The organism is Streptomyces sp. NPDC000075 (genome assembly GCF_040301925.1).
GTDB classification, from domain to species: Bacteria; Actinomycetota; Actinomycetes; order Streptomycetales; family Streptomycetaceae; genus Streptomyces; species Streptomyces polychromogenes.
The window spans coordinates 282,170-305,871 of record NZ_JBEPFL010000003.1 but is presented as its reverse complement, the minus strand read 5'-3'; the positions used below and the strand labels follow the sequence as shown (position 1 = coordinate 305,871).

General features: G+C 73.8%; 23 protein-coding genes and 1 pseudogene. 12 read left to right on the top strand and 12 right to left on the bottom strand.

Going from position 1 to position 23,702, the window contains the following annotated elements:
* Window positions 1–52 precede the first annotated feature (52 nt).
* The 3 genes and pseudogenes from ABT403_RS05615 to ABT403_RS05605 all read right to left on the bottom strand — a co-directional run bounded on the left by ABT403_RS05615 (window position 53) and on the right by ABT403_RS05605 (window position 2,481).
* The gene (locus tag ABT403_RS05615; RefSeq protein ID WP_037921379.1) at window positions 53–265 is read right to left on the bottom strand and encodes a DUF7848 domain-containing protein; all 213 of its coding nucleotides are present in this window, start codon (window positions 263–265) and stop codon (window positions 53–55) included.
* A gap of 230 nt (window positions 266–495) precedes the next feature.
* Window positions 496–843, bottom strand: a pseudogene (locus tag ABT403_RS05610) (Scr1 family TA system antitoxin-like transcriptional regulator); the annotation flags it as partial.
* Between the two features lie 72 nt (window positions 844–915).
* Window positions 916–2,481 (bottom strand): recombinase family protein, encoded by a 1,566-nt coding sequence (locus ABT403_RS05605; RefSeq protein ID WP_344160022.1) that lies wholly within the window; start codon window positions 2,479–2,481, stop codon window positions 916–918.
* Window positions 2,482–2,758: 277 nt separating this feature from the next.
* Here ABT403_RS05605 and ABT403_RS05600 point away from each other — a divergent pair, with 277 nt between their 5' ends.
* Together ABT403_RS05600 and ABT403_RS05595 are read left to right on the top strand one after the other, a co-directional pair.
* A complete protein-coding gene (locus ABT403_RS05600) occupies window positions 2,759–3,466 on the top strand; it encodes a hypothetical protein (protein ID WP_344160025.1) in 708 nt (235 codons plus the stop codon).
* A gap of 35 nt (window positions 3,467–3,501) precedes the next feature.
* Entirely contained in the window at window positions 3,502–4,650 is a 1,149-nt protein-coding gene (locus tag ABT403_RS05595; RefSeq protein ID WP_344160028.1) for an acyltransferase family protein, read from the top strand.
* Here the strand turns inward: ABT403_RS05595 and ABT403_RS05590 are convergent.
* On the bottom strand, window positions 4,613–5,422 hold the full coding sequence (locus ABT403_RS05590) for an ATP-grasp domain-containing protein (protein WP_344160031.1): 810 nt from the start codon (window positions 5,420–5,422) through the stop codon (window positions 4,613–4,615). The two genes, ABT403_RS05595 and ABT403_RS05590, sit on opposite strands and share 38 nt — an antisense overlap.
* Before the next feature lie 31 nt (window positions 5,423–5,453).
* On the opposite strand from ABT403_RS05590, the gene ABT403_RS05585 reads away from it, so the two are divergent.
* A complete protein-coding gene (locus ABT403_RS05585) occupies window positions 5,454–5,969 on the top strand; it encodes an LURP-one-related/scramblase family protein (RefSeq protein ID WP_344160034.1) in 516 nt (171 codons plus the stop codon).
* Between the two features lie 44 nt (window positions 5,970–6,013).
* Here ABT403_RS05585 and ABT403_RS05580 read toward each other — a convergent pair whose 3' ends face one another.
* Complete coding sequence (locus ABT403_RS05580; RefSeq protein WP_344160037.1) at window positions 6,014–6,793, bottom strand: carbon-nitrogen family hydrolase; 780 nt, start codon at window positions 6,791–6,793, stop codon at window positions 6,014–6,016.
* 139 nt (window positions 6,794–6,932) lie between these two features.
* Here ABT403_RS05580 and ABT403_RS05575 point away from each other — a divergent pair, with 139 nt between their 5' ends.
* Window positions 6,933–7,760, top strand: a complete 828-nt coding sequence (locus tag ABT403_RS05575) for a maleylpyruvate isomerase family mycothiol-dependent enzyme (RefSeq protein ID WP_344160040.1) — start codon at window positions 6,933–6,935, stop codon at window positions 7,758–7,760.
* A 119-nt stretch (window positions 7,761–7,879) separates the two neighbouring features.
* On the opposite strand, the gene ABT403_RS05570 is transcribed toward ABT403_RS05575, so the two are convergent.
* Together ABT403_RS05570 and ABT403_RS05565 are read right to left on the bottom strand one after the other, a co-directional pair.
* Window positions 7,880–9,259, bottom strand: a complete 1,380-nt coding sequence (locus ABT403_RS05570; RefSeq protein ID WP_344160043.1) for an MFS transporter — start codon at window positions 9,257–9,259, stop codon at window positions 7,880–7,882.
* Entirely contained in the window at window positions 9,256–9,921 is a 666-nt protein-coding gene (locus ABT403_RS05565; protein ID WP_344160046.1) for a GntR family transcriptional regulator, read from the bottom strand. The genes ABT403_RS05570 and ABT403_RS05565 overlap by 4 nt, the downstream gene beginning before the upstream one ends.
* A 163-nt stretch (window positions 9,922–10,084) precedes the next feature.
* Here ABT403_RS05565 and ABT403_RS05560 point away from each other — a divergent pair, with 163 nt between their 5' ends.
* Window positions 10,085–11,260, top strand: coding sequence for a DUF418 domain-containing protein (locus ABT403_RS05560; protein ID WP_344160049.1), 1,176 nt, complete (start codon window positions 10,085–10,087; stop codon window positions 11,258–11,260).
* Between the two features lie 68 nt (window positions 11,261–11,328).
* Here the strand turns inward: ABT403_RS05560 and ABT403_RS05555 are convergent, their stop codons facing one another.
* Both ABT403_RS05555 and ABT403_RS05550 read right to left on the bottom strand, forming a co-directional pair.
* Window positions 11,329–13,212, bottom strand: a complete 1,884-nt coding sequence (locus ABT403_RS05555; RefSeq protein ID WP_344160052.1) for a C1 family peptidase — start codon at window positions 13,210–13,212, stop codon at window positions 11,329–11,331.
* Between the two features lie 123 nt (window positions 13,213–13,335).
* Window positions 13,336–14,550, bottom strand: a complete 1,215-nt coding sequence (locus ABT403_RS05550; protein WP_344160055.1) for an FAD-dependent monooxygenase — start codon at window positions 14,548–14,550, stop codon at window positions 13,336–13,338.
* Window positions 14,551–14,695: 145 nt separating this feature from the next.
* Between ABT403_RS05550 and ABT403_RS05545 the strand changes: the two genes are divergently transcribed.
* The 6 genes from ABT403_RS05545 to ABT403_RS05520 all read left to right on the top strand — a co-directional run bounded on the left by ABT403_RS05545 (window position 14,696) and on the right by ABT403_RS05520 (window position 20,059).
* On the top strand, window positions 14,696–15,007 hold the full coding sequence (locus tag ABT403_RS05545) for an antibiotic biosynthesis monooxygenase family protein (RefSeq protein ID WP_344160058.1): 312 nt from the start codon (window positions 14,696–14,698) through the stop codon (window positions 15,005–15,007).
* A gap of 33 nt (window positions 15,008–15,040) precedes the next feature.
* Window positions 15,041–15,700 carry a hypothetical protein gene (locus ABT403_RS05540; protein ID WP_344160061.1) on the top strand — a complete coding sequence of 220 codons (660 nt, stop codon included), beginning with the start codon at window positions 15,041–15,043 and terminating at the stop codon, window positions 15,698–15,700.
* A gap of 52 nt (window positions 15,701–15,752) precedes the next feature.
* Window positions 15,753–16,994, top strand: a complete 1,242-nt coding sequence (locus ABT403_RS05535; RefSeq protein ID WP_344160063.1) for an MFS transporter — start codon at window positions 15,753–15,755, stop codon at window positions 16,992–16,994.
* Window positions 16,995–17,082: 88 nt separating this feature from the next.
* On the top strand, window positions 17,083–18,291 hold the full coding sequence (locus ABT403_RS05530) for a DUF1266 domain-containing protein (protein ID WP_344160066.1): 1,209 nt from the start codon (window positions 17,083–17,085) through the stop codon (window positions 18,289–18,291).
* Window positions 18,292–18,364: 73 nt separating this feature from the next.
* Window positions 18,365–18,778, top strand: coding sequence for a PPOX class F420-dependent oxidoreductase (locus tag ABT403_RS05525; protein ID WP_344160069.1), 414 nt, complete (start codon window positions 18,365–18,367; stop codon window positions 18,776–18,778).
* A gap of 156 nt (window positions 18,779–18,934) precedes the next feature.
* Complete coding sequence (locus tag ABT403_RS05520; protein ID WP_344160072.1) at window positions 18,935–20,059, top strand: Vgb family protein; 1,125 nt, start codon at window positions 18,935–18,937, stop codon at window positions 20,057–20,059.
* Window positions 20,060–20,065: 6 nt separating this feature from the next.
* Here the strand turns inward: ABT403_RS05520 and ABT403_RS05515 are convergent, their stop codons facing one another.
* Window positions 20,066–21,478 (bottom strand): DHA2 family efflux MFS transporter permease subunit, encoded by a 1,413-nt coding sequence (locus ABT403_RS05515; protein WP_344160075.1) that lies wholly within the window; start codon window positions 21,476–21,478, stop codon window positions 20,066–20,068.
* Between the two features lie 157 nt (window positions 21,479–21,635).
* Between ABT403_RS05515 and ABT403_RS05510 the strand changes: the two genes are divergently transcribed.
* On the top strand, window positions 21,636–22,328 hold the full coding sequence (locus tag ABT403_RS05510) for a TetR/AcrR family transcriptional regulator (RefSeq protein ID WP_344160078.1): 693 nt from the start codon (window positions 21,636–21,638) through the stop codon (window positions 22,326–22,328).
* Window positions 22,329–22,335: 7 nt separating this feature from the next.
* Here the strand turns inward: ABT403_RS05510 and ABT403_RS05505 are convergent, their stop codons facing one another.
* Together ABT403_RS05505 and ABT403_RS05500 are read right to left on the bottom strand one after the other, a co-directional pair.
* Window positions 22,336–22,881 carry a YcxB family protein gene (locus tag ABT403_RS05505; protein WP_344160081.1) on the bottom strand — a complete coding sequence of 182 codons (546 nt, stop codon included), beginning with the start codon at window positions 22,879–22,881 and terminating at the stop codon, window positions 22,336–22,338.
* 41 nt (window positions 22,882–22,922) lie between these two features.
* The gene (locus tag ABT403_RS05500) at window positions 22,923–23,687 is read right to left on the bottom strand and encodes a hypothetical protein (protein ID WP_344160084.1); all 765 of its coding nucleotides are present in this window, start codon (window positions 23,685–23,687) and stop codon (window positions 22,923–22,925) included.
* Between the last annotated feature and the right edge of the window lie 15 nt (window positions 23,688–23,702).

Genomic DNA, 23,702 nt, shown 5'->3' with positions numbered 1-23,702 from the left:
TTCAAGCTTGCCATCCGCGTGTGAAGGCGGGATCACGCCCGTACGAAGCGACTCAGGGCACCCGCTCCACCACGGCGACTTCCGAGAACTCCCGGAGGAAGGTCATGTGACCGGTCCGGCCGGTGTGCTGTATGCACATGTCGGTGCACACGTCAGCGTTCCCGGTCGGTTCGGAGGTCCACTGGCAGTCCGGGTTCAGGCACCGCGCGGTTGCCGTGGTCTCGGCCGATGGGTGGCGGCGCATGACGTAGCTCACGTATCGCATCACGGCTTTCACGCTCACATCGACTCCCCGGGATGCGGGTGATTCCGGAGCTCCACGTTGCAGTCACTGACCACGGAGCCGTCGCCTTCGAGGCGGGCCTCTCGACGCTGCGCAGAAGGCCGTGCATAGGTGATCGGCTTCACGGCCCGATCTCGTGTCGTCCGCATGGTGACCACGCTAGGAACGCCGAGGTCGCACTCCCCATGAGATTGCATGAGGTTGCACGGCTATCACCGCAGGGTCTGAATGACGCTCGTGATCAGCGCTCGGGCCTTCGCTCCGTAGACCGCCATGTCAGCCAGCTCCCTGAACGTGTCCGCGTAAGCGGCAACCTCACTGGGCTGGGTCAGCGTGAGGTAGCCCGAGACCAGCTCGACGTTGACCTGTCCGGTGTCGAAGATCCAGAACCCTTCCACCGGCATCCGGGAGCGTTCGGTTCGTGTGGGGACCACGCCCAGGCTGACGCTGGGCAAAGAGCCGACCGTGAGGAGGTGGCAGAGCTGTTCCTCCTGTACCTCTGCCCCACCGAGCCCGTTCCGCAAGACCGATTCCTCAACCAGGAACGCAAACCGCCGATCAGAATGACGTTTACTTCTATTCCATCCATAGAGACTCAGAACATCTCTTAAGGAGGTAATGGACTTCGACCGTCATTCCGTCACTTCGTCACCCGCTGGCTCCTCCCCAGCACCGCCTCTCGTCGCCCAGACGATCCGGCAGCGCTCGTCGCCGTCGAACCTCACGCCCACCCTGCCTCGCCGGACTTCCACTCGATCGATTGCGAGGCCCAGGCGTTCACGCCTTCCGGCCGCATCGTCGGCTTCCCAAGCTTCACGCAGCAGGCCCGCGTCCAGGAGAGGAGAGATGTCCACGGAAGGGGTCGGCATCCGCAGTAGATCCGCGCGCAGCCCCTCGATCCGGGTACGAAGTCGTCCGGCGAGCCGGTAGTACCGGTCGATCGCGTCTGCGCCGATGAACTCGCCACGGACGTACCTGGCCTCCTCCAGGTCCGCCAGACGAGCCCCTTCGTCCGCGATCTCCGCCTCGATCGCGTCCCGCTTCGCGAAAACCTCCGGGTCCTCCCTCTGCACCCAGCGATCGGCGATCACGGCGAGCAGCGGGTCCTGGGGCTCCAGGGACGGCAGGCGTGAGAGGAATGCCCGGGTCACGTAGTCGTCGATGCTCTCCACCCGAGCCGATACGCCTGAGCATCCTCGCCCCATACGGTGGCTGGAGCACTGGTACGACGTGCCGGCCTTGCTCATCCGGGCCCCGCAGAGCCCGCAACGCGCTATCCCGGTGAGCAGTGACTTCCCTTGCTTGTGACCGTGCCGCTTCCCCGCCAGAGGGAACGTGCGCGCTTCGAGCTGGCGGAGGATGAGTTCACGCTCCCCGACCGTGATGATCCCCTCACCGATACCCACAGTCTCCAGCGTCTCCGGGTCCCGGTAGGGAGAGACCCGGTTCATGTACTTGCGTGTCCCGTCCGGCTGCTCCTCGTACTCGGTCTGCGGCATGAGACCGGCGAAGGCCGGAGAGCGAAGGAGCTGCATGACGCTGGACGAGTTCCACTCGCCGCCACGAACAGACTCCACCCCGTGCTCGTTCAGCAGCCGGGCGATGTGGACGAGGGCCTTCCCGGATAGCGCCTCATCGGCGATCAGGCGGGCGTAGACGGCGGTCTCGGGGTCGTGGACGAGCTTCTTCGTTTCCGCGTCCACCAGCAGCCCGTAAGGCGGCTGCCCGCCGATCCACTGGCCCCGCTGGCGTAGGTACCGCTTGGCGTTGCCGACGCGCATCCCGAGGTTGCGGGACTCGTTGCGCGCCAATTCCGCCAGCATCGCGATGGTGACCCGGGCGCTGTCGTTCTTCGTGTCGAGGCCGTCCATGACGGAGACCAGCCGTCCGCCGACCCGGCCTATGTCGTCCAGCGCCTTGCCGACCTCGCCGATGCCCTTGCGGGACAGGCGGTCGAGCTTCCAGACGATCAGAACGCCCACGACGCCGGCCGTGGCTGCTGTGATCGCCGCATCGAACCCTTTGCGGCTGACGTTCTTGTAACCGGAACGGCCACGGTCGATGTGGACCTTGCGGACGGTCAGTCCGTTGCGCTCCGCCCACGCCCGGCAGTCGGCTTCCTGGCGGTCGATCGCGGTCTTGCCCTCCCGGTCCAGGGACAGGCGCAAGTACAGGTCAGCAGTGGCGTGTTGGTGCACGTCCCCACGCTAGCGAGAAGTGCGCACATTGGTTCAGGAAATCCAGAAATCGAGGATGACAATGCGTCCCCGGAGATCGGCGAGGGTGAGTTCCTTGCCGCCGGTGTTCAGCCAGCCGCCCTTGCCGATCAGCTCGGGGCACGGACACGGGCACGGCGGCGGGGCGCAGGAGCAGGGGTGGGCTCCGGGGCAACATCGTTCATGTTTCAAGCTTGCCATCCTGGTATGAACGCCGGATCACACGCGTACGGCAGGACCTGCGACGGGGGACCGAAGGTTGGCTACGGAAGAGAACGAGACGCCTGGCGGCGAGACGGCGCGGGGGTTCAGGGCGCTGCCGGGGCCGGTGGAGGACCGTAGGGAGGTGTTCGCCGGGTGCGTGGCGGAGGTCGTCCGGGTCCTCGGGCTCGATGTCGCTCAGGAGCCGCAGCCCGGCGATCAGCGAACCTGGGTGCAGCATGCCCGGACGGCGCTCTACAAGGCCTGCCGCCGGGAGCTGGTCCTTTCCGAGGAGTCCTTCCAGACGCTGATCAAGGCGGCCGTCCACGACCCCGACCCGAGCTTCAACCGCCATTTCCTCGAACCGGCGCTGAACGCGTTCGGGCACAGCCGGGTGCAGGCCGCGCTGCTCGGATACCTGCGGGCCGGCACGGACCTCGAACGGGCGGGCGCGGCGAGTGCCTGGTACTGGTCGGCTCTGCCCCTGCGCATGCCCACCGTACGGGCGGAGCACCCCGCGGCCACCGCTCCGGCGGAGCCCGACGGCGCGCCGACCGTGGCGGCCGAGTGGTACGAAACCGCGCTCCGCGAGTTCGTGAGCAACGAGCACCTGGACGTCCGGCGCCGCCTCCTGCCGGGCCTGTCGCTCCGGAAGTCGGATTGGCCGCCCGAGCTGCACGACCTGGTGGACGCTGCCGTGGCGATAGCCCGGTCCCATCCGGACGAGTACATCCGCCATCGCGTGGAGCACCAGGTCGGTGACTGACCGCCGGGGGAAACGGGCGTGTTACGTTGCCGCGCATGTCGACGGCAGCGGTCATATCCAGGAGTGAAGGCGCGAAGGCGGGCGGGAGTGACGGTGGGCGGCCCGTCGGGCTGCCTTCGCTGACCGGGTTGCGGTGGACCGCCGCGCTGATGGTGTTCCTCTACCACGTCTACGTCGTGGAGTACTTCGGCGGGCGCTCGCAGGGGCTGGTGGCCGCCGCCTTCGGGGCGGGGAACACCGGGGTCTCGTTCTTCTTCGTGCTCTCCGGCTTCGTGCTCGCCTGGTCGACCGCGCGGACGCCCACCGGGCGGGGGATCGTACGGTTCTGGCGGCGCCGGTTCGCGCGCGTGTACCCGCTGCACCTGGTGACGGCCGGCGCGGCGCTCCTGCTGCTGTTGCTGCCGGGCGCCGGGGAGAAGCCGACGGCCGGGCCGGTCGCCGCCAATCTGGCGCTGGTGCAGTCCTGGGTGCCCGAGGTGCGGTACTTCCAGGGGCTCAACCCCGTCAGCTGGTCGCTCGCCGCCGAGGCCTTCTTCTACCTCGCGTTCCCGCTGCTCGTGCGGCCGCTGCGGGCCCTGGGACGGCGGGGGAGCGCGGTCGTCGCCGGGGTGTGCCTGGCCCTCGTGGTGGCCGTTCCCGCCTGGATGGAGCTCAGCGGGCTGCCCGACGGGACGATCTGGGCGGACTACTTCTTCCCGCTCTACCGGCTCCCCGAGTTCGTGCTCGGGATGGCCTGCGCCGAGCTGGTGCGGGCCGGCAGCTGGCGCGGTCCCGGGCTGCCCGTGGCGGTGGCGCTGACCCTGGGCGGGTACTTCCTCGGCTCCCAGACCGACTACGCCTTCCACGCGGCCGCGTGCACGATCGTCGGCTACACCACCCTCATCGCCGCCGCCGCGCAGGCGGACCTGCGCGGCGAGCCCTCGCCCTGGCGGGGGCGGCTCAGCGTCCGGCTCGGCGAGGTCTCCTTCGCCTTCTACATGGTCCACATCCTGGTGATCCGGGCCGGCGAGAGCCTGTTCGGCGGGCATCCGAAGCTGGGCCTGACGAACGGCGGCCCGCTCGTCCTCGCCGCCGCCTTCTCCGTGTCGCTGGCCCTCGCCTGGGCCCTGCACTCCTGGGTGGAGGTCCCCGGCCGGCGGCTGCTGCTCAGGTCCCGGCGGCGAGGAACGACGTCAGCGAGCTGACCAGGGCCTCCACGAAACGATCCTGCACCGCTGCCGGCAGCAGCTCCAGCGAGAGGTACGGGTTGAGGTCCTCCAGCTCCACCAGCAGGAGCTCCCCCGACGGCGCCCGGCAGGCGTCCACGCGCTGGATGCCGTGCGCCAGGGTGTTCCAGTCGATGAAGCGGCGGGCGAAGGCCAGGTCCTCGGCCGTGGGCTCGTACGGGACCAGTTCCCAGCGGCGCTCCGGGTCCGGGGCGTAGAGGGCGTACTGGAAGGCGTCGTCCACGAAGTAGAAGGAGACCTCGTAGGCGAAGTCGACGCGCGGCTGGATGAGGAACTCGCCGGGCGGGGTGGCGGGCGTCGCGGTGAAGGCCAGGCCTATGGAGTCGGCGCCCTGCCGGGGCTTGACGGCGTAGGTGTCCGCCGCGGGCAGGAGGTGGAGGTCCGCCGGGTCGTCGACGGTCGGGATCACCGGGTGGCCGGCGGCCGTCAGGTCGAGGAGGTACTGCTTGCCCGCCATGTCTCCGCGGCCGGTCAGCGGGTTGTAGACCCGGGTGCCGGTGGCGAGCGCGGCCGCGCGGAAGGAGTCGTGGGCCTCCCGGTGGTGCAGGACGGGGCCGCTGTTGCGGACGATCACCGCGTCGAAGCCGGGCATCAGGGCCTGCGCGTCCAGCGGGTGGCACAGGGCGAGCGGGAAGTGCTCGCGCAGCCGGGAGGTGAGGAGGACGTCCTCGTCGCCGTAGCGGCGGCCGCGCGCCGGGTACGCCAGGTCGGTCACGTAGAGAAGGGGCATGGCGGCAACCTATCCGGGAAACGATCTCCGCATGAAATACCTCGTTCGGGACAAAATGCTGGCCATCGGGGACGACTACTGGATCGAGGACGAGGACGGGCGGCACGCCTTCCTCGTCGACGGGAAGGCGCTGCGGCTGCGCGACACCCTGGAGCTGGAGGATCCCGGCGGGCGGGTCCTGATCACCCTGCGGGAGCGGCTCTTCGGCGGGCTCGGTCTGCCCGGGCTGCGCGACGCGATGACCCTGGAGCGGGACGGGAAGCGGCTGGCGGTGATCCGCCGCAAGCGGCTGTCGCTGCTGCGCAACCACTTCCGCGTGACGATGTCCGAGGGGACGGAGCTGGACGTCAGCGGGCGGATCCTGGACCGCGAGTTCAAGGTCGAGTACGAGGGCGAGCTGCTCGCGCTGATCTCCCGGCAGTGGTACCGGATCCGCGAGACGTACGCGGTGGACGTGGTCCGGGAGGAGGCGGACGCGGCGCTGATGATCGCGGTCGCGGTGTGCGTGATCCGCATGGCGGAACGGGAGCGGGAGGACGGGACGTGAGCCGGGGCGGGGTCCGCCGGCGGCGGCGGACCCCGGCCCGGCCGTCAGCGGCCCAGGGTGCGGTCCTTCAGGGCCGGGAACTGCTCCCGGGTCTCGGCCACCTTCGCCGGGTCCAGGTCCACCGTCAGGACGGTCTCGCCCGGGCCCGCCTCCGCCAGGACCTCGCCCCACGGGTCCACCACCAGGCTGTGCCCGGACTGCTCGACGCCCGCGTGGGTGCCGGCGGTCGCGCAGGCCAGGACGTACGACTGGTCCTCCACCGCCCGCGCCCGGTTCAGCAGGGTCCAGTGCTCGCGCCGGCGGGCGGGCCAGCCGGCCGAGACGACCATCGTGGTGGCGCCGGCGTCGACGAGCCCGCGGAACAGCTCGGGGAAGCGCAGGTCGTAGCAGGTGGCGAGGCCCAGGGTCTGCTCCGGCAGGGCCACCGTCGTCAGCGAGTCGCCGGCGGACATCAGCACGGCCTCGCCCTGGTCGAAGCCGAAGCGGTGGATCTTGCGGTAGGTCGCGGCGAGCTCGCCCGCCGGGGAGAGCACGAGCGCGGTGTTGTAGAGCGAGCCGTCGCCCGCGCGCTCCACGACCGAGCCGGCGTGCAGCCAGACCCCGGCGTCGCGGGCGGCCTTGGACATGGCCTCGTACGTCGGCCCGTCAAGCGGCTCGGCCTCCGTCTCGAACTGCTCGTAGGCGAAGGCGCCCACCGTCCACAGTTCGGGCAGCACGACGAGGTCGGAGTCGCCCTGCTCCCGGACGAGTTCGGCGGCCCGGGACCGCCGGGAGGCCACCGACTCTCCGTCGGTCACCGCGATTTGGATCAGCGAGGCGCGCACAGTACCACCGTCCTGGCATGTCAGCCGGTCAAGTCAAGGCCTACGATCGTCACACGAAAGCGCTGTCGGGGTGCTCATCGGCAGCGTAGTTTTGGGAATAGTCCACAACGCGCCACTGAACAGCCAGCGAGGGGTCCCGTTGACCGTCCATCCCAGTCTTGAGCCGTACGTCGACGCGTGGACACACTCGATCGAGGCGATAACCGAGCTGGTCCTCCCCCTGACGGAGGGCCAGTGGAACCAGCCGACGCCGTGCCCGGGCTGGTCCGTGCGGGACGTGGTCTCGCACGTCATCGGCATGGAGCTGGAGCAGCTCGGCGACCCGCGGCCGATCCACACGCTGCCGCGCGATCTGCGGCACGTGGTGAACGAGTTCACCCGCTACATGGAGGTTCCGGTCGACGTCCGCCGGCACCACACCGCGCTGGAGATCACCTCCGAGCTGGAGTACACCGTCATCCGGCGCCAGCGCCAGCTGCGCGGCGACAAGCGGGATCCGGCCACGACGATGGTGCGCGGACCGCAGGGCGACCAGATCCCCCTGGAACTCTCGCTGCGGCTGCGGGCGTTCGACGTGTGGATCCACGAGCAGGACCTGCGGACGGCGCTGGGCGCGCCGGGCAACTGGGACTCCCCGGGTGCGCACGTGGCGCGGGACATCCTGCTGTCCGGGCTGCCGAAGGTGGTCGCGAAGGGCGCGGGCGCGCCGCCGAACACGGCGGTCGTGCTCGACGTGCACGGAGAGCTGGAGTTCCTGCGGACGGTGCGGGTGGACGCGGCGGGCCGCGCCACCCTCGACGCGACGCCCTCGCTGGGCCCGGCGGTGTCCCTCTCCCTGGACTGGCCGACGTACGTCCGCCTCGCGGCGGGCCGGGTACGGCCGCGCACGGTCGCGGACCGGGTGAAGGTGGACGGCGACCCGGAGCTGGCGGACGCCATCCTGGCCAGCTTCGCCGTCACGCCGTAGAGCGGGGTCAGACCCCGGCCGCGCTGGTCCGGGGGCGGCGGCCGGAGCGCTGCGGGGCCGGCCCGGCCGGCCCCCGGCTGCCGGGCCGCCCGGTGCGGGCGGTGGCGCGGCGGCGGGGGTCAGCGCGGTGCGGACGGGGCGGGCTCGCGAGGGGTTTCCCCGGGGGCGGGGGCGGGCGCCGGCGGGGTGAGGCGTTCGCGCTCGCGTTCGCGCTCGCGGGCCAGGGCCTTGCCGCGGAGGCGGAGGATCTGGGTGAGGCCGAGGAGTTCGACGACGAACACCGACGAGAAGGCGATCCGGTAGTCGTCGCCGGTGGCGTCCAGCAGGACGCCCACCGACAGCAGGGTGGTCATCGAGGCGAGGAAACCGCCCATGTTGGTGATCCCGGACGCGGTGCCCTGCCGCTCGGCCGGGTTGGCCGGGCGGGCGAAGTCGAAGCCGATCATCGAGGCGGGCCCGCAGGTGCCGAGGACCACGCACAGCGTGGCCAGCAGCCACATCGGGGCGTGCTCGCCCGGGTGGAGCAGGACGGAGGCCCACAGCAGCGCGGTCACGGCGACCGTGCCCAGGGCCAGCGGGAGCCGGGCGGCCGGGCGGCGGCCGATGATCTGGCCGTAGACCAGTCCCCAGCCCATGTTCGCGGCGACGATCAGGGTGAGCAGTCCGGCGGCGGCGGTCCGGTCCAGGCCCTGTGCCTCGACCAGGAACGGCATGCCCCACAGCAGCAGGAACACCATCGCCGGGAACTGCGTCGTGAAGTGCACCCACAGCCCCAGCCGGGTGCCGGGCTCCCGCCAGGAGTCGCGTATCTGGCGGCGGACGAACCCGCCGCCCCCGGAGGCGGCGGGCGGCAGGGCGTGGCCCTCGGGGTGGTCGCGCAGGAACAGGGTGAGCGGGACCAGGACGACCAGCCCGGCCACGGCGCTGCCCGCGAAGGCCGGCACCCAGCCCGCGCCGTGCAGGACGGGTGCGAGGACGAGGGTGGAGACGAGGTTCCCCGCCATCCCCACCAGCCCGGCCAGCTGCGCCATCAGCGGTCCGCGCCGGGCGGGGAACCAGCGGGTGCCGAGGCGCAGGACGGAGATGAAGGTCATCGCGTCACCGCAGCCGAGCAGGGCGCGGGCGGCCAGCGCCATCGCGTAGGTCGGCGAGAGCGCGAAGCCGATCTGGCCGGCGGTGAAGAGGACGGCGCCGAGCGTCAGCACCTTCTTGGTGCCGAGGCGGTCCACCATCAGCCCCACGGGGACCTGCATGCCCGCGTAGACGAGGAGCTGGAGGAGGGAGAACGTCGACAGGGCGGAGGCGTTGACGTGGAAGCGGTCGGCGGCCTCCAGTCCGGCCACGCCCAGGCTGGTCCGGAAGATCACCGCGACGAAGTAGACGGCGACGCCGATGGACCAGACGGCCACGGCCCGCCGCCCGCCGGGCGGGTCCTGGAGGGCCGGGATCCCGGACGGGGACGCGGACGACGACGGCGACGACGCGGACGGCGCGCTCATCGGTCCGCCCCCCGCACCAGTGCCTCGACCCGCCCGATGTGTCCGCGCACGGCCGCGGCGGCGGCCTCCCGGTCGCCGGCGCGCAGCGCGTCCAGGATCTCGGCGTGCTCGGCGAGGGTGCGCTCGACCCGGTCGGGGTGGGCGTGCAGCAGGGCCACGCCCATGCGCAGCTGGCGGTCGCGGAGCTGGTCGTAGAGGCGGGAGAGGATCTGGTTGCCGGCGTGCCGGACGATCTCGGCGTGGAAGCAGCGGTCGGCCGCCATCATCGCGGCGAGGTCGCCCCGGTCCGCGCACCGCCGGAGCTCCTCCAGCAGCTCCGCGAGCCGCTCCAGCAGCGCGGGCGGCGCCGGGACGGCCCTGCGGACGGTGAACTCCTCCACCAGCAGCCGGGTTTCGACCACGTCGGCGATCTCCTGCGCGGAGACCGGCAGGACCAGCGCGCCCTTCTTCGGGTACAGCTTCAGCAGCCCCTCGGTCTCCAGCCGCAGCAGCGCCTCGCGGACCGGGGTCCGCGAGACCCCGACGGCCAGGGCGAGCTCGCCCTCGGTGAGGAGCACCCCGCCTTCGTAACGGCGGTCGAGCACGCTCTGCTTGACGTGCCGGTAGACGCGTTCGGCGGCGGTGGGGGACGGGGCGGCGGGCGGCGGGGCGGTGGCGGGCATGCGCACAGGATAGATACATGAGGGATACACGCGCCCTCCCGTCCGGGATGTGGACCTCGCCCGTGCTGCGGAACGCGGACACCCGCCGCTCCGCCGAAGGATGTAGCGCGGCTTCGTCCGGCGGCAGGACGTGACGGGCCCGGCCCGCCGGGAGGCTGAGGGAATGGCCCACACCACCCTCGTCGCCCCCGGGGTGACCGCGACCCGGCTCCCGCTCCTCGACGTCCTGCGCGGCGCCGCCATCCTCGGCACGCTCATGACCAACGTCTGGATCTTCACCTCCCCCGGCTCGGAGTGGAGCGTGGCCCAGGGCGGTCTCCACGTGCCCGACCCGCTCGCGGACCCCTCGGCCGCCACCGCCGCCGAGGCCCTCTTCCGCTTCCTCGCCGACGGGAAGTTCCTCTCCCTCCTGACCGTCCTGTTCGGGGTGGGCCTGGCCATCCAGTACGACTCCGCCGCCCGCCGGGGCGAGCGGTGGCCCGGCCGCTACCCGCGGCGGGCCGCGTTCCTCTTCCTGGAGGGGACCTTCCACTTCGTCCTCCTCTTCGCCTGGGACGTGCTGATGGGGTACGCCGTCACGGCCCTGCTGACGGCCTGGCTGCTGGCCCGCTCCGAGCGGGTGCGGCGGGTGGTCATGTGGGTGGCGGGCGGACTCCACCTGACCCTGATCGGCCTGGTCACCCTCGGCGGCCTGCTCACCGCCGACCCCGGGCCGCAGGCGCCCGACCCGGAGGCGGTCCGGCTGTACGCGCACGGCGGCTGGGCCGAGCAGATCGGCTTCCGGCTCGACCACGCCCTCGCCCTGCGCGTCGAGCCCGTCTTCACCTTCGGCCTGCTGGTCTTCCTCTTCCTCCTCGGTGTCCGCCTGTACCGGGCCGGCGCCTTCGGCCCGACCGCCGCCGGGCGCCGGATCCGGGTCCGGCTGGCCGCCTGGGGGCTCGGCCTCGGCCTGCCGCTCGGCGCGGCCGCGGCCCTCGGCGGCGACGACTTCTTCCTCCTCGGCCGCTACGTCCTCGCCCCGCTGATCGCCCTCGGCTACGCCGGCCTGATCGGCTGGGCGCTGGACCGCGGCGCCGTCCCCGGGGCCCGCGCACTGGCCTCCGTCGGGCGCACCGCCCTGTCCTGCTACGTCGGCCAGAACCTGCTGTGCGTGCTGCTCTGCTACGGGATCGGGCTCGGCCTCGCCGAGCGGATGGCCGGCTCCGGGCCCTGGTGGGTGATGGGCCTGTGGGCGGCGGTGTCGCTGACCCTGGTGGCCGCGTCGGGGCTGTGGCTGCGCCGCTTCGACCGGGGTCCGCTGGAGGCCCTCCAGCACCGGGTGCTCAGGCCCCGCCGGTGACGGCCCCGCGGGACTCGCCGGCGCCGAGCACGACGTCGCGCACCTCCACCCGCTGCCTCCCTCACGGCTCAGGCCGGGCCGATGACCGTCCCCTCGTGCCAGCCCCCGCCGTCGCGCCAGTAGTGCTGGAGCAGGCGGTCGGTGCGCAGGACGACGACCTCCAGGTTGAACCCGAAGCTGCCCTGGAGCATCCCGGTGACGGCCAGCACGTCGTGCCCGAAGACGGCGCTGCGGGTCCAGGGGGCGCCGGCGGCGTTACCCCGCCACCAGTGCTCGATCCGCCCGCCGGCGACGGCCACGCACAGTTCGTAGTTCCCGGCCATGTCCTCGTCGGCCGCCCCGTACTGGCCCTCGATCAAGCAGGGCGCCGAGGTCGCCCCGCTGCCGAAGACCTCCCCGGGCTTCCAGGCGAAGCCGTTCGGGTCGTCGCGCCACCACAGCTGCATCCGGCCGTCGGTGCGGGCGGCGACCAGGTCGAGGGTGCGGGCGCGGGTCTGGACGAGGGCGGGGCCGTAGTGGGCGATGCCGGAGCCGAAGCGGCCGCCGTCGTTCCAGGTCCAGGGGGCGCCGTTGATCCGCCACCAGTGGTTGAGGCGGCCGTCGGCGGTGCGGACGACCACCTCGAAGTTGCCCGGCTGCCCGTAGTCGCTCTGGATGAAGGCCGGGGTCGAGCCGACGGCGGCGTCGCCCGGACCGAAGGCGCCGCCGTCGCGCCACACGCCGACGGCCTGCTCGTAGTACCAGTGGCGCAGCCGGCCGCCGGTGGTGACGTGCAGGGTCTCCATGTTCCGGTTGTAGGTGGTGCCGGTGAAGGCGGGCTGGCCGGAGGCGTCCCCGGCGAAGGTCTCGGCGCGGGTCCAGGCGAAGGGGGCGTCGCCCTCGCGCCACCAGTGCCGGAGGCGGCCGCCGCCGGTGGTGGCGGCCATCTCGAAGTTGCGGTGGGCGCGGCCGTTGCCGCTCTCGTAGACGCTGCCGGAGTGCAGGCGGCGTTTGCTCCACGGGTCGACGTCGGTGCCGTGCAGGCCGCACTTGGCCCAGTAGTCGATGTTGACCTCGCCGTACGCGATCCGGCCGTAGCCGCCGACGTGGTGGCCGGTGCCCCAGGAGTTCTTGAACAGCCAGCAGCCCGCCGCGTCGTCGTAGCCGACCACCAGCACGCAGTGCCCGCCCGCGAGCCGGCCGGCGGTGCGGTGGTAGACCCCGGCGCCGAGTGCGAAGAAGTCCTCGTAGACGTCGAAGCAGGCGGTGAGCGGGCCGACCGTGTCCAGCCAGACCTTCTGCTGTTCGACGTCGCCGAGGCGGACGTGGCCGGTGATCCGGACGGTCCGGCCCGAACGGTCCCAGCCGGGCGTGTACTCGGCCCGCCAGGCCTCGCGCCGCTCGGCGGGCAGACCGGGCGGCGGGGTGCCGTACGGCCAGCAGCCGGGGTCGGCGAGGCCGCCGTTCTCCCTGACCCAGTCGAGGGCCGTCTCGGGGTTCCCGCCCTGCCCGCAGGCCGCCTTCAGCCCGTCGTGGACGTCGCCCTCGGAGCGGGCGGCCCAGACGTCGTGCTCGATGCGGGCCATCGACTCGACGAGCCCGGCCGCGCCGAACGCCCAGCAGGACTCGCAGGGGTTCTGGTCCTTGACCTTGGTCAGCCAGGGCCACCCCCACCGGCTCCGCCAGTCCACGGCCACGGGCCGCCCCGCGCCGGGGGCCGTCCCCGGCAGCAGCCCGTTGGCGGCCCGGCGCCTGCTGAGGTTGGGGTTCCCGCTCTCCCGCCCCACGAGCGCCCGCAGGTCGACCGTCCCGGCCTCGGCGGCGGGCGTCAGGTTCAGCCCCGGCTCCAGGCCGAGCGAGGGCCTCGGCAGGGGGTCCCCGTCGGCGAGGTGCTCACTGACCGACCACCGCGCCCCGCGCGCCGCGAGCAGCGCCCGCAGCTCCCCCACCGTCTGGACAGACTCCTCCGGCATCCCGGCCCCCCAGCCACTCGGTTGTGAGCCCGGGGAGCGTCTCCCCGCCGCCGACCCCCGTCAAGGGTGTCCGCACGGTCGCGCGGACGCACGGGGGGTCGTACGCCCGGGCCCCGCCCGTCCCTACGAGGACATGGCCTGGCCCCCGATCCCCGGGGCCCCCGCCAGCTGCTCCTCCCACCACCGCGCGACGTCGGCGGCGCTCATCTCCGCCCACTGCGGCGTCCGCTCCACCTGCGCCCGCCCCAGCCGCCGCGCGAGCGCGACCAGGTCCCGGCCGGCCCCGCCCCGCGCCGCCCAGTAGCCGGCGACGAGCTCCTCCCAGGACCCCGCCCGCCCCCACGCCGCGCCGAAGGCGGTAGCGTCCTGGAGCGCCTTCGCCGCCCCGCTCGTGTTGTGCGGCCGCACCACGCTCGCCGCGTCACCGGCCAGCAGCAGCCGTCCCGTCGCGGCGGGCTCGGTCACCAGGTCGTAGATGGGCTGTACGAACGTGTCCGCGGGCGCCGTCAGCGCCAGCGCCCGCCCCCAGTACTCCGGGAACTCCCGCTCCAGCAACGCCCGCAGGTGACCGGAGAGTTCCTCCCCCAGCGCGCCGGGCGGAAAGCTCGTCGGATCGTCGAACCGCAGCCCCCCGCCGGCCGGCGGCGCCGCGTACAGCACCCAGTTCACCCGCGGCCCCGCAGGGCCGGGGATCCGGTAGATGACGCAACTCCCCCCGGGGAAGCACACGGTGGTCACGGAGCCGGGGTGCGACGGCGCCCCCTCCAGGCCGTCCAGCAGCCCCGCGTCGAAGTTCCCCCGCCAGCACACGTACCCGGCGTAGTCCGGGGCCGCCCCCGGGCTCACCGCCTCCCGCACCACCGACCGGTACCCGTCCGCCCCGACCACGAGGTCGAACCGCGCGGTGTCCCCGTCCGCGAACCTCACGTCGACCCCGTCTCCGGCGCCCTCCACTCCCGCGACGGCCACGCCCTGCCGGTAGTCCACCGCCCCCGGCACGGCCTCCCGCAGCCCCCGCCACAGCAGCCCCCAGTGGTACGAGTGGAACGGGAACGGCTGCTCCCAGATCAGCCGCCCGCCCGCCCCCGCCGAGGCGTCCCGCACCACCCACCGCCGCCGCTCCAGCCGGTGCGCGGGGATGCCCGGGGGCAGCGCCCCGGCCGCCACCAGCTCCGCGGCCCGGTCGTCGTGGACGCACAGCCCGACCCCCCGGTCCGCGAGCCGTCCGCCGGTCCGTTCGAGTACGACGACCTCCCCGGCCCCCGCCCGCACCGCCGCCGAAGCGAACGCACACCCGGCGATGCTCCCGCCGACCACCGCGACCGTGCCACCCCGCATAACACCCTCCACCCGCCGCCGAGTTGCCCTGACCGGCCAGCGTACTGACGCGAACGCCCACCCCGGCCCGACGCGACGGATCCGGCCTCACGCGCCGAACGCCCGGCCCGCGCGTAGCGTGGAAGGGGGCGAGGAGATGAGGACCATGACCGGACAGGTGCTGAGCGAGGTCAGCGGGGTCGTCGCCGCCGGGCGCGAGGCCGGCCTCGTCGCGGCGTACCGGGAGCTGGTGACCCGCCCGCTGCCCGACGGGCTGGTACGCACGGAGCTGCTGGGCGGCCCCGACGGACACTGGCGGATCCAGACCCTCTGGCGGGACCGGGCCGCCCTGGAAGCCGTACGCTCCGCCCCGGGCGGCGCCCCGGCCCCCCGCCTCCTGCGCGACGCGGGCGCCGAGCCGGCCCTGGCGGTGTTCGAGGTCAAGGTGCACCTCACGGCCCAGGTGGGCCCCGCCTGACCGGCCGGGCCGGCCCGCCGTAGGGTCGGGCGCATGGACGGACCCGGGGAGCTGGACGAGGACGGCCGCGACGGGCTCGCGGCGCGGTGCGGGGCCATGGCCGCCGGCCCTCGACGCCACACGGCCCTGCTGGCCCTGTGGCGGCTGCGGGCGCCGCTGCTGATGCTCGGGCTCGACCCCGCGTGGGGGATCCACCGGACGGCCGCGGAAGCGGTCTTCCGCGAAATGCTCACCCCCGGGTACGACGGGCCGACGGCGGATCCCGTGCCGTTCCTCACGGACATCCCGGAGGGGGAGCCGGAGGGCGTCGTCGCGGCGGTCCAGCTGGAGGTCCTGGCCGGGCTGCACGCATGGCCCGCCACCCGGGAGCCGTACGCCGAGGAGACCGAGCGGACCGTCCGCCTCGCCCGGGAGGTGTCCCGCTCGCTCGACCGCATCGTCGAGGACGTCCTGTGGGACCACCCGGCCGCGCACGCACACGCCCGGTACCTCGCGACAGCACCGGCCGGCACCGGCTACCACGAGGCCCGCAACCGCGCCGTCGAGGACGCCTGCCACGACCTCACCGCCGGCCTGCCGCCGGGCGCGGAGCTGGCCGGCACCGACGCCGGACGGGAGGCGCTCGCGCGGTGCGAGGCGTTCAGCGCCGAGCTCGTCTCCACCCTGGCCTGGTGCGCCACCCTCGGCCGCTGAGACCCGGCGCGACTGCACTAGGGTGCTCGCCTCGCCGATACCGAGGGGGACCGTGAAGAGCGCCACCGCACCGCCGCCGACCGCCGTCACACCGTGGCGGAACGCCGCATTCCGGCGATTCGTTTCGGCCAGCCTGATCTCGACGGCAGGGTCGGCGATGGCCCCGCTCGCACTGGCCTGGTCCGTGATCGAGCGGGGCGGCGGGGCCGGCTCCCTCGGCCTCGTCCTCGCCACGAACACCCTCCCCACGATCGCCTTCCTCCTCATGGGCGGCGTCTACGCGGACCGCCTCTCCCGGAGCCGGATCCTCTTCCTCGGGAACCTCCTCGCCGCCGCCGCGCAGGGGACGCTCGCCGTCACCGTGGCCACGGGAGCGGCGTCGACGGCGTCCATCGCCGCCTGCGGGCTCGTCTCGGGCACGGCCGCGTCCTTCATCGTCCCGGCGGCGCAGGGCGCCGTGGCGCAGATCGTCGCGCGGGAGCACCTCCAGCGGGCCAACGCGCTGCTGAGGCTTCCGGGCAACGTGGTCAAGGTGCTCGCCCCCGCCGCCGGCGGGATCGTGGTCGCCGCGAGCGGGGCCGCCTGGGCGCTGGCCTGGGACGCGTTCACGTTCGCCGTGGCCGCGTTCCTGCTCCTCGGCCTGCGCCTGGAGGCCCCGCCGGCCGCCGCCGACGGGGTCCTGGCCGACCTGCGGGCCGGCTGGGCGGGCTTCCGGTCCCGTACCTGGCTGTGGACGTACACGGCCGCCGGTACGGTCCTCGTCGCGGCCTGGCTGGCCGGCTTCCAGCTCCTGGGCCCCCTGGTCGCCGCCCGGCACTACTCCGGGGCCCGCGACTGGGGCCTGATCCAGGCGGCCTTCTCCTGCGGGCTGCTCGCGGGAACCCTGGTGTGCCTGCGCTGGAAGCCGTACCGCCTGCTGGCGGTCGCGGTCGCCGCGTCGGGTGCGCTGGCGCTCCCGCTGACCGCCCTGGGCACCGGCCTGCCCCTGCCCCTCGTGCTGGCGGCCGCCCTGCTGGCGGGGATCGGCCTGGACCTGGCGATCGTCACCTGGAGCACCGCCTTCCAGCAGCACGTCCCGCAGGCGGAGCAGGGCCGCATGAGCGCGTTCAACGGCGTCGGCGAACGCCTGGCGATCCCCCTCGGCTACCTCATCACCGCCCTGGCGGCGCACGCGTGGGACAGCCGCACCGTCCTCCTGGCCTGCGCCGCCCTGATCGCCGCGGCGGCCGCCCTCAACCTCTGCGTCCCGGCCGTCCACCACGTCAACCGCCGCACGCGGCAGCCGGGCGCCTGACACGCCCCGGGGGCGCGGAGCGGTACGGCCGGGTGCGCCCTCCCGGGGCCCGGCCGGGGCCGGCGGGGTGGCGTATAGGGTCCCCCGTGTGGACGAGTCGTGGACGGCGCCGAGTGTGATCGAGCGCGAGCTGTACGAGGCGAAGGCGCGCGGGGACTGGCCCGGCTACATGGACGCCCTCGCCCGGGCCGAGCTGTTCCTGCCGCAGCCCCGCGCACAGATCGACGCCGACCCCTCCGCCGCCCGCTTCCACCCCTCCGCGAACAACACCCTCGCCGTCTACACCCGGGGCATGCTGCCCGCTCCCGACGCCCACACCGTCTACCTCCGCCAGAGCCTCGCCTGGTTCGCCAACGCCTGGGACCCCCGGGACCCCGCCCACCTCGCCGTGAACCCCGGCAGCCCCGTCGAGGCGTACCTCACCACCTCCCCCGCCGACCTCGCACGCTGGCGGGCCCACTGGGACGCCGCCCCCTCCTGGGGTCTGGCCCCCGGCGCCGTGCACGCCCTGCACACCGGTGGCCCGCTGCACGGGCCGGTGGCCCGGGGGCTGGCCGTCGGAGCCCATCTGGCCGTCTCCAACGGGGAGTTCTGGAACGCCCTCGCCTACCACGGCGACGGCTACACCCGTGAGCGCGCGCGGCTGCGCGAGATGTGGGACGTCACCGACGCCGCCGGCTGGTTCGACCTGCTCCAGCGGATGCTGGAGGCCGAGGTCGTCAGCCCCGTCTGGGAGTTCGCGCTCCGCCTGCGCCGCGTCCTCGCCTCCGACTTCGCCGGACCGGTCGACGTCGAGCACTGGCGGCACGCCGCCGAGGCCGGCCTGCGCCGCAGCGCCGAGCAGGCCGCCCAGCCGCGGCTGACCCCCGACGGGGTCACCGTCGCGCAGCCGCGCCCCACCGCCGAGGTCGAGGGCGAGATAGCCGGGGTCCGCCGGCTCATCGGCCGCATCACCCGCTACGAGCAGCGCTTCCGTGCCGACGGCCTGCTCCCCGAGGACGGCTGGGTCCGCTCGGTCACGGCGTGGGACTACGGGCGGGCCTCCCAGATGGCCCGCTGGGGCGTCGCCACCCGCTACTGCACCGTCCAGGACGCGGAGCGCGCCGTGCTCCGGGCGGGCGAGCAGGCCGTGCGGACGTACGGCTCGTGGGCGGAGTTCTCCGCCGGGTACGCGCTCGCGCGGTGCCTGCACTTCGACGGGGAGGAGTTCGGGAGCTGGTACGCCTCCTCCCTCGCCACCCACCTGACGCTGACCACCGACCCGGCCAGCCCGTTCCTCAACATCCCCTGGAGATGAGCGACTTCTGGTAGTCGGCGGCCGTCGCCCCGCACCCTGCCGAACCCGGCGCGGGCCGACTAGCCTCGGCCGCATGACGATTGCGCTGAACGACGCCGTACGACAGCTGCTCGACTCCCCCCACCCCGCCGTGCTCTCCACCCTCAACCCCGACGGCAGCCCGCAGAGTTCGGTGGTCTGGGTGACCCGGGACGGCGGTGACCTGCTGGTGTCCACCGAGCGCGGCCGCCGCAAGGAGCGGAACCTGGCCCGTGACGGCCGGGTCGGGCTGACCGTCTTCGACCCGGCCAACCCGTACCTCTACGCCGAGATCCGCGGCACCGCCACCATCAGCGAGGACACCGGCCGGGCCGTCGCCGTGCGGATCGCCGAGGAGTACCTGGGGCCGGGCGCCGGCAAGGAGTACGGGAACACCGACGACGGGGCGGTACGGGTGGTCCTGCGCATCACCCCGTCCAAGGTGCTCGGCAACGCCGCCAAGGCGTAGGCCGGGCGGCGGCACGGCGGTACGGCAGGCGGGCGGTTCGCGGGCGAGCCGCGCGGGCGGTCGGGGCGGGCCCGGGGCGCGGGCTGATATGTGGTCATACGACTCCCGCTTGCCGCCCACCGAGAGGGACCCCGGTCCATGCCGCACCTGCCGAAGATGATCCGACGACGCCTGCGCGGGCTGCTCACCGCGTCCCTGGGCGCGCTGCTCGCCGTAGCCGCCGCCACCGCCCCGGCCCAGGCCGGGGCGGGGCACGTGGGGGACGTGACGGAGTTCCCCCTCACCACCCCCGACAGCTTCCCCGCAGGCCTCACGGCGGGCCCGGACCGGGCCGTGTGGGTCGCGGAGTCCGGGGTCAACCGGATCGCCCGCGTCACGCGTGAGGGCGCCGTCACCGAGTACCCGCTGCCGACGCCGGACAGCTTCCCCCAGAGCATCGTCCCGGGCCCGGGCCGCGCCCTGTGGTTCACCGAGGGCTTCGGCGACAGGATCGGCCGGATCACGACGAAGGGCGCGATCACCGAGTACCCCCTGCCCGGTACGGGCCGCTTCCCGCTGGGCATCGCGGTGGGCGGCGACCACGCCCTGTGGTTCACCGAGCCGGGGACGAACGCGATCGGGCGGATGACGGCCGACGGCCGGGTGACCGAGTACCCGGTCCCCACCCCGGACAGCATCCCGTACTACATCACCACCGCGGCCGACGGCTCCCTGTGGTTCACCGAGCAGTCCGCCGGCAAGATCGGCCGGATCAGCCTGACCGGGCAGATCACGGAGTACCCGCTGGGCAACGCCTTCTCGTTCCCCTCCGGCATCGCGGCCGGACCCGGCGGGGTCTGGTTCACCGCGGGCGGGATGAACGCGATCGGGCGGATCAGCCGCAACGGTGAGATCAAGCTCTTCCCGGTGGCCGCCGACAGCCTGGTCTACGACATCACCCGCGGCCCGGACGGCGCCATGTGGTTCACCGACCAGGCGGGCCGCGTCGGCCGGATCACCCGGAGCGGTGCGATCACCACGTACCCGGTCCCGGGCGGGGCCGACAAGGTCCCGTTCGACATCACCACCGGGCCCGACCGGAACATCTGGTTCGGCGAGCTGCTGGCCGGCGCCGTCGGCCGCGTCCAGGCCCTCCCGGGCCGGGGCTCCGGCCACACGACCCTGCCGGCCCCAGCGAAGACGCTCCCCGCCCCCGCCCGGCAGACGGCGCCCGCCGGACACCGCCCCGGCCACCTCAACCCCGGCCTGGAACGCCTGCTCCGGCAGAAGGGCCTGCGGTAGTCCGCCCTACCCCCGCCGCCGCCCCGGCAGCCGCAGGGCGGCCGCGAGGGACAGGGCGATCAGCCCCGCCGCCACCGCGTACGCGGTGCGGAAGCCGCCCGGGCCGGTGCCCGACGCGCCCAGGACCACGGAGGTCAGGGCCGTCCCGACCGAGGCGCACAGCTGGGAGTTGATGCTGAGGGCCGTGCTCGCCGCCGCCATGCGCGCGGCGGGCAGGTCCCGGCCGGCGGTGGTCATCGTCGGCATCAGCACCATCCCGGCGCCGACGCCCATCACCATCAGCGAGCCCACCACCTGCCAGGCCGGCGCCCCGGGGGTGCCCGCCCGCAGCCCGGTGAGCAGCATGCCGAGGGCCGCCACCGCCACCCCGGCGGGGATCAGCCGGCGCGGGGAGACCGTGTCCACGCGCCGGGAGGCGATCTGCATGGTCACCCCGACGACGAGGCCGACGGGTGCCACCAGCAGCCCCGCCGCACTCGCGCTCATCCCGCGCACCTGCTGCCAGTAGACCGGGGCCAGCAGCATCGAGCCGAAGTAGCCGCAGGTGAACGGGGCGAGGGTGGCGACGGCGGCGGCGAAGGTGCGGTCGCGCAGCAGCCGCAGGTCGAGCAGCGGCTCCGGCACCCGCAGCGCGCGGCGGACGAAGGCGGCGACGAGGACGGCGCCGCCCAGCAGGGGCAGCAGCACCCCGGCGGAGCCGAACTCGCCGCTCTCACCGCCCCGGGAGAGCCCGTACAGGAGCAGCGCGAGGCCGGGGGAGAGGCTCAGCAGGCCGGGGAGGTCGAGCCGCGGCGAAGCCGCGGCGCCCGGGGGGGAATCCGGGCGCAGCAGCTTCGCCGCGAGTATCAGGGCGACCGCTCCGACGGGCAGGTTGACCAGGAAGATCCACTGCCAGGAGGCGGTGTCGACCAGCCAGCCGCCCAGGACCGGTCCGGCCACCGGGCCGACGAGCACGGGCAGCCCCAGCAGGGCCATCGCCCGCCCGAGGCGGCCACGGTCGGCGGCCCGCATCACCATCGTCATGCCGACCGGCATCAGCAGTCCGCCGCCGAGCCCCTGGACGGCGCGGAAGGCGATCAGGCTGCCGGCGCTCCACGCGCAGGCGGCGAGCAGGGAGCCGAGGGTGAAGAGGGACAGGGCCGTGAGGTAGGTGCGCTTGGCGCCGATCCGGCCCATCGCCCAGGCCGACGCCGGGATGACGGCGGCCAGGGCCAGGGTGTAGGCGGTGGCGGTCCACTGGATGGTCTCCAGCGGGGCGCCGAAGGACTCGGAGAGCCTGCCGAGCGCCACGTTGACGATGGTCATGTCGAGGACCGACATGACGGCGCCGGTGATCACGACGGTGAGGATGCGCCCGAGCCCTCCGGGCGCGGTCGCTAACGCCGCCGGGGAGTCCTCGGCGGTGGGTGCGGTCGGCATCGTGCCACGTCCCTCCCTCGGAAAACCAGACCGTGCGGTTTGTTTTCAGAATCGGACCAGGCGGTTGGTTTTTACGGCCCTCCGGTAAAGTACAACGACCGTTGTAATTCGCACAACGGCCGTTGTAGAGGGTCACTCAAGAGCCGCTGGAGGCGTGATGGACGGGCAGGCCCCGGGCCGCGTGACGGAGGGGACGGCGGACGCGCCGCTCCCGCCCCGGAAGCTGGCCAAGCGCATCGCCCTCGCCCGCGCCGCCTGCGCGGTCTTCGGCCACGAGGGGTACGCGCGCGCCTCCGTCGACGCCCTCGCCGCGGCGGCCGGCGTCTCGACGCGGACGCTCTACAACCACTTCCCCGGCGGCAAGTCGGAGCTCTTCCGGGCCGTCGTCACCTGGAGCTCGGGCGAGGTCCGCGACGCCCACGTGGCCACCGTCCGGGCCCTGCTGGACCCCGCGCGCCCGCCACACCCCGACGACCTGGAACGGGACCTGGCCGCCCTGGCCCGGGCGCTGATCGACGTGATGACGGAGCACCCCGACCACTTCGCGCTCGTGCGCCACATCCACGCCGAGGCCGACCACGTGCCGCCCGAGGTGCTGGCCGCCTGGAAGGCCGCGGGCCCCGCCCCGGTCGCCGACGCCCTCGCCGGCGCCCTGGCCGGCCTGGAACGGGCCGGACTGCTCGACCTGTACGGCGACGCGGAGCTGGCGGCCACCCAGTTCACGGCGCTGACCTCCACCTCCGTCGCCCAGCTCTCCCACTACGGGGTGCTGCCCCTGCCGGAGGCGCAGACCGACCGCCTCGTCCGGGGCGGCGCCGCCGCCTTCCTGCGCGCCTACCGCGCCCGCTGAGGGGCCGTCACAGCCGCTTCAGGTTCCGGTCGAGGACCTCGCGCACCCGGTCGACGTCGGCCGGGTCCTGCGCGCCCCGCTTGGGCAGGGCGAAGAAGATCCCGGTCTGCTTCGTCATGATCACGAACAGGGCGTCGGTCTCGAAGTACCTCGGGAACACCCGCCATTCGAGGGTGCTGCTCAGCTCGCCGCCGGTCGTGGTCAGCCCCTCCTCGGTGACCGTCGTCCGGCAGGTCCCGTACGCCTCCATGTCCTCGTACTGCTCGCGCGCCTTGCGGGCGCCATGCCGGGGGACGATCACGCACAGCGCCAGGCTCACGGAGACCAGTACGAAGGCCGTGGCGTTCGCCGAGAAGCCCCGCAGCCAGGAGATCAGGCTCCCCAGCCCGATGCCCACGACGGGCCCGGTCAGGAGGCTGCCCCGGCCGGGCCAGGTCCCGAAGTGGAAGCGCCAGAACGCCGTCCGGTAGTCCTCCGGTGTGGGGTCGTACACGAATTCGATGGTGGTGGTGGTGGCGCCTGTGCTGCCGCTGATGTCCCCGCCTGTCTGCATGGCAGCGGAGCGTATACGAGCCACGGTGGCTGGAAAAGGCCTCAGGGTAACCGTCTGCCCACCCGTGACCAGGCCTCCAACGCCTCGGCGAGGGGATCCCCGGGCGCCAGGTGGGGCCGGGCCGCACCCGCCCACCGCAGCAGGTTCCTGATCCGCCGCAGGTGCAGGATCCGCTCCCGGGGCAGCGCGCGCCAGTCCCGGGCGCGGGCCGCCGCCTCGGCCGGGGTGAGGTCGATCAGCGCGAGCGCCTCCCGGCCCAGCACGGCCGGGTCACCGCCCGGCCCGGGCCCGAACTCCCGGAGCAGGTAGGCCCGTACGGAGGCCAGCTCGATCCCCCGCACCAGGGCGGGCGCCCCCTCCGCCGCCGCGCAGCGGTGCACCGCCGTCAGGGCCAGCCGGCCCCAGCGCAGCCGGACCGCGTCCGGCAGCCGCTCGTCCCGCATCCCGCCGACGGCCAGGGAGCGCAGGGTGCGCGGCAGGGGTTCGTCCGCGAGCGGCGGGACGGTGGCGAGCCAGGCCTCCAGCTCCGCGAGGCCGTGCCCGTCGGGCGGTACGGAGGTCAGCACCTGACCACGGCTGAGCAGCGCGACCACGGCACCCGCGAGGCGCACCCGGGCGGTGTGGCCGGCGCCGAAGGAGCCGACCGTGCTCCCGTACCGCTCTATCCCGCGCAGCCACAGGCGCGACTCCCCGGCCGCGAACACCTGCCCGGCCCGGGCCGTGCCGCCGACGCACCGCACGAGGCACACCCCGCCGGTCCCGTCGGCCTCCTCCACGGAATACACCTGCAACTCGGCGATGGGCATGGCCGGGAGGCTACC

What these genes read in the sequence shown, in the direction of transcription:
- ABT403_RS05615 (WP_037921379.1), bottom strand. Translation starts at nt 265, where the DNA reads ATGCGATACGTGAGCTACGTCATGCGCCGCCACCCATCGGCCGAGACC.
- ABT403_RS05595 (WP_344160028.1), top strand. Translation starts at nt 3,502, where the DNA reads ATGTCGACGGCAGCGGTCATATCCAGGAGTGAAGGCGCGAAGGCGGGC.
- ABT403_RS05590 (WP_344160031.1), bottom strand. Translation starts at nt 5,422, where the DNA reads ATGCCCCTTCTCTACGTGACCGACCTGGCGTACCCGGCGCGCGGCCGC.
- ABT403_RS05585 (WP_344160034.1), top strand. Translation starts at nt 5,454, where the DNA reads ATGAAATACCTCGTTCGGGACAAAATGCTGGCCATCGGGGACGACTAC.
- ABT403_RS05570 (WP_344160043.1), bottom strand. Translation starts at nt 9,259, where the DNA reads ATGAGCGCGCCGTCCGCGTCGTCGCCGTCGTCGTCCGCGTCCCCGTCC.
- ABT403_RS05565 (WP_344160046.1), bottom strand. Translation starts at nt 9,921, where the DNA reads ATGCCCGCCACCGCCCCGCCGCCCGCCGCCCCGTCCCCCACCGCCGCC.
- ABT403_RS05560 (WP_344160049.1), top strand. Translation starts at nt 10,085, where the DNA reads ATGGCCCACACCACCCTCGTCGCCCCCGGGGTGACCGCGACCCGGCTC.
- ABT403_RS05555 (WP_344160052.1), bottom strand. Translation starts at nt 13,212, where the DNA reads ATGCCGGAGGAGTCTGTCCAGACGGTGGGGGAGCTGCGGGCGCTGCTC.
- ABT403_RS05550 (WP_344160055.1), bottom strand. Translation starts at nt 14,550, where the DNA reads ATGCGGGGTGGCACGGTCGCGGTGGTCGGCGGGAGCATCGCCGGGTGT.
- ABT403_RS05545 (WP_344160058.1), top strand. Translation starts at nt 14,696, where the DNA reads ATGACCGGACAGGTGCTGAGCGAGGTCAGCGGGGTCGTCGCCGCCGGG.
- ABT403_RS05540 (WP_344160061.1), top strand. Translation starts at nt 15,041, where the DNA reads ATGGACGGACCCGGGGAGCTGGACGAGGACGGCCGCGACGGGCTCGCG.
- ABT403_RS05525 (WP_344160069.1), top strand. Translation starts at nt 18,365, where the DNA reads ATGACGATTGCGCTGAACGACGCCGTACGACAGCTGCTCGACTCCCCC.
- ABT403_RS05520 (WP_344160072.1), top strand. Translation starts at nt 18,935, where the DNA reads ATGATCCGACGACGCCTGCGCGGGCTGCTCACCGCGTCCCTGGGCGCG.
- ABT403_RS05515 (WP_344160075.1), bottom strand. Translation starts at nt 21,478, where the DNA reads ATGCCGACCGCACCCACCGCCGAGGACTCCCCGGCGGCGTTAGCGACC.
- ABT403_RS05510 (WP_344160078.1), top strand. Translation starts at nt 21,636, where the DNA reads ATGGACGGGCAGGCCCCGGGCCGCGTGACGGAGGGGACGGCGGACGCG.
- ABT403_RS05505 (WP_344160081.1), bottom strand. Translation starts at nt 22,881, where the DNA reads ATGCAGACAGGCGGGGACATCAGCGGCAGCACAGGCGCCACCACCACC.
- ABT403_RS05500 (WP_344160084.1), bottom strand. Translation starts at nt 23,687, where the DNA reads ATGCCCATCGCCGAGTTGCAGGTGTATTCCGTGGAGGAGGCCGACGGG.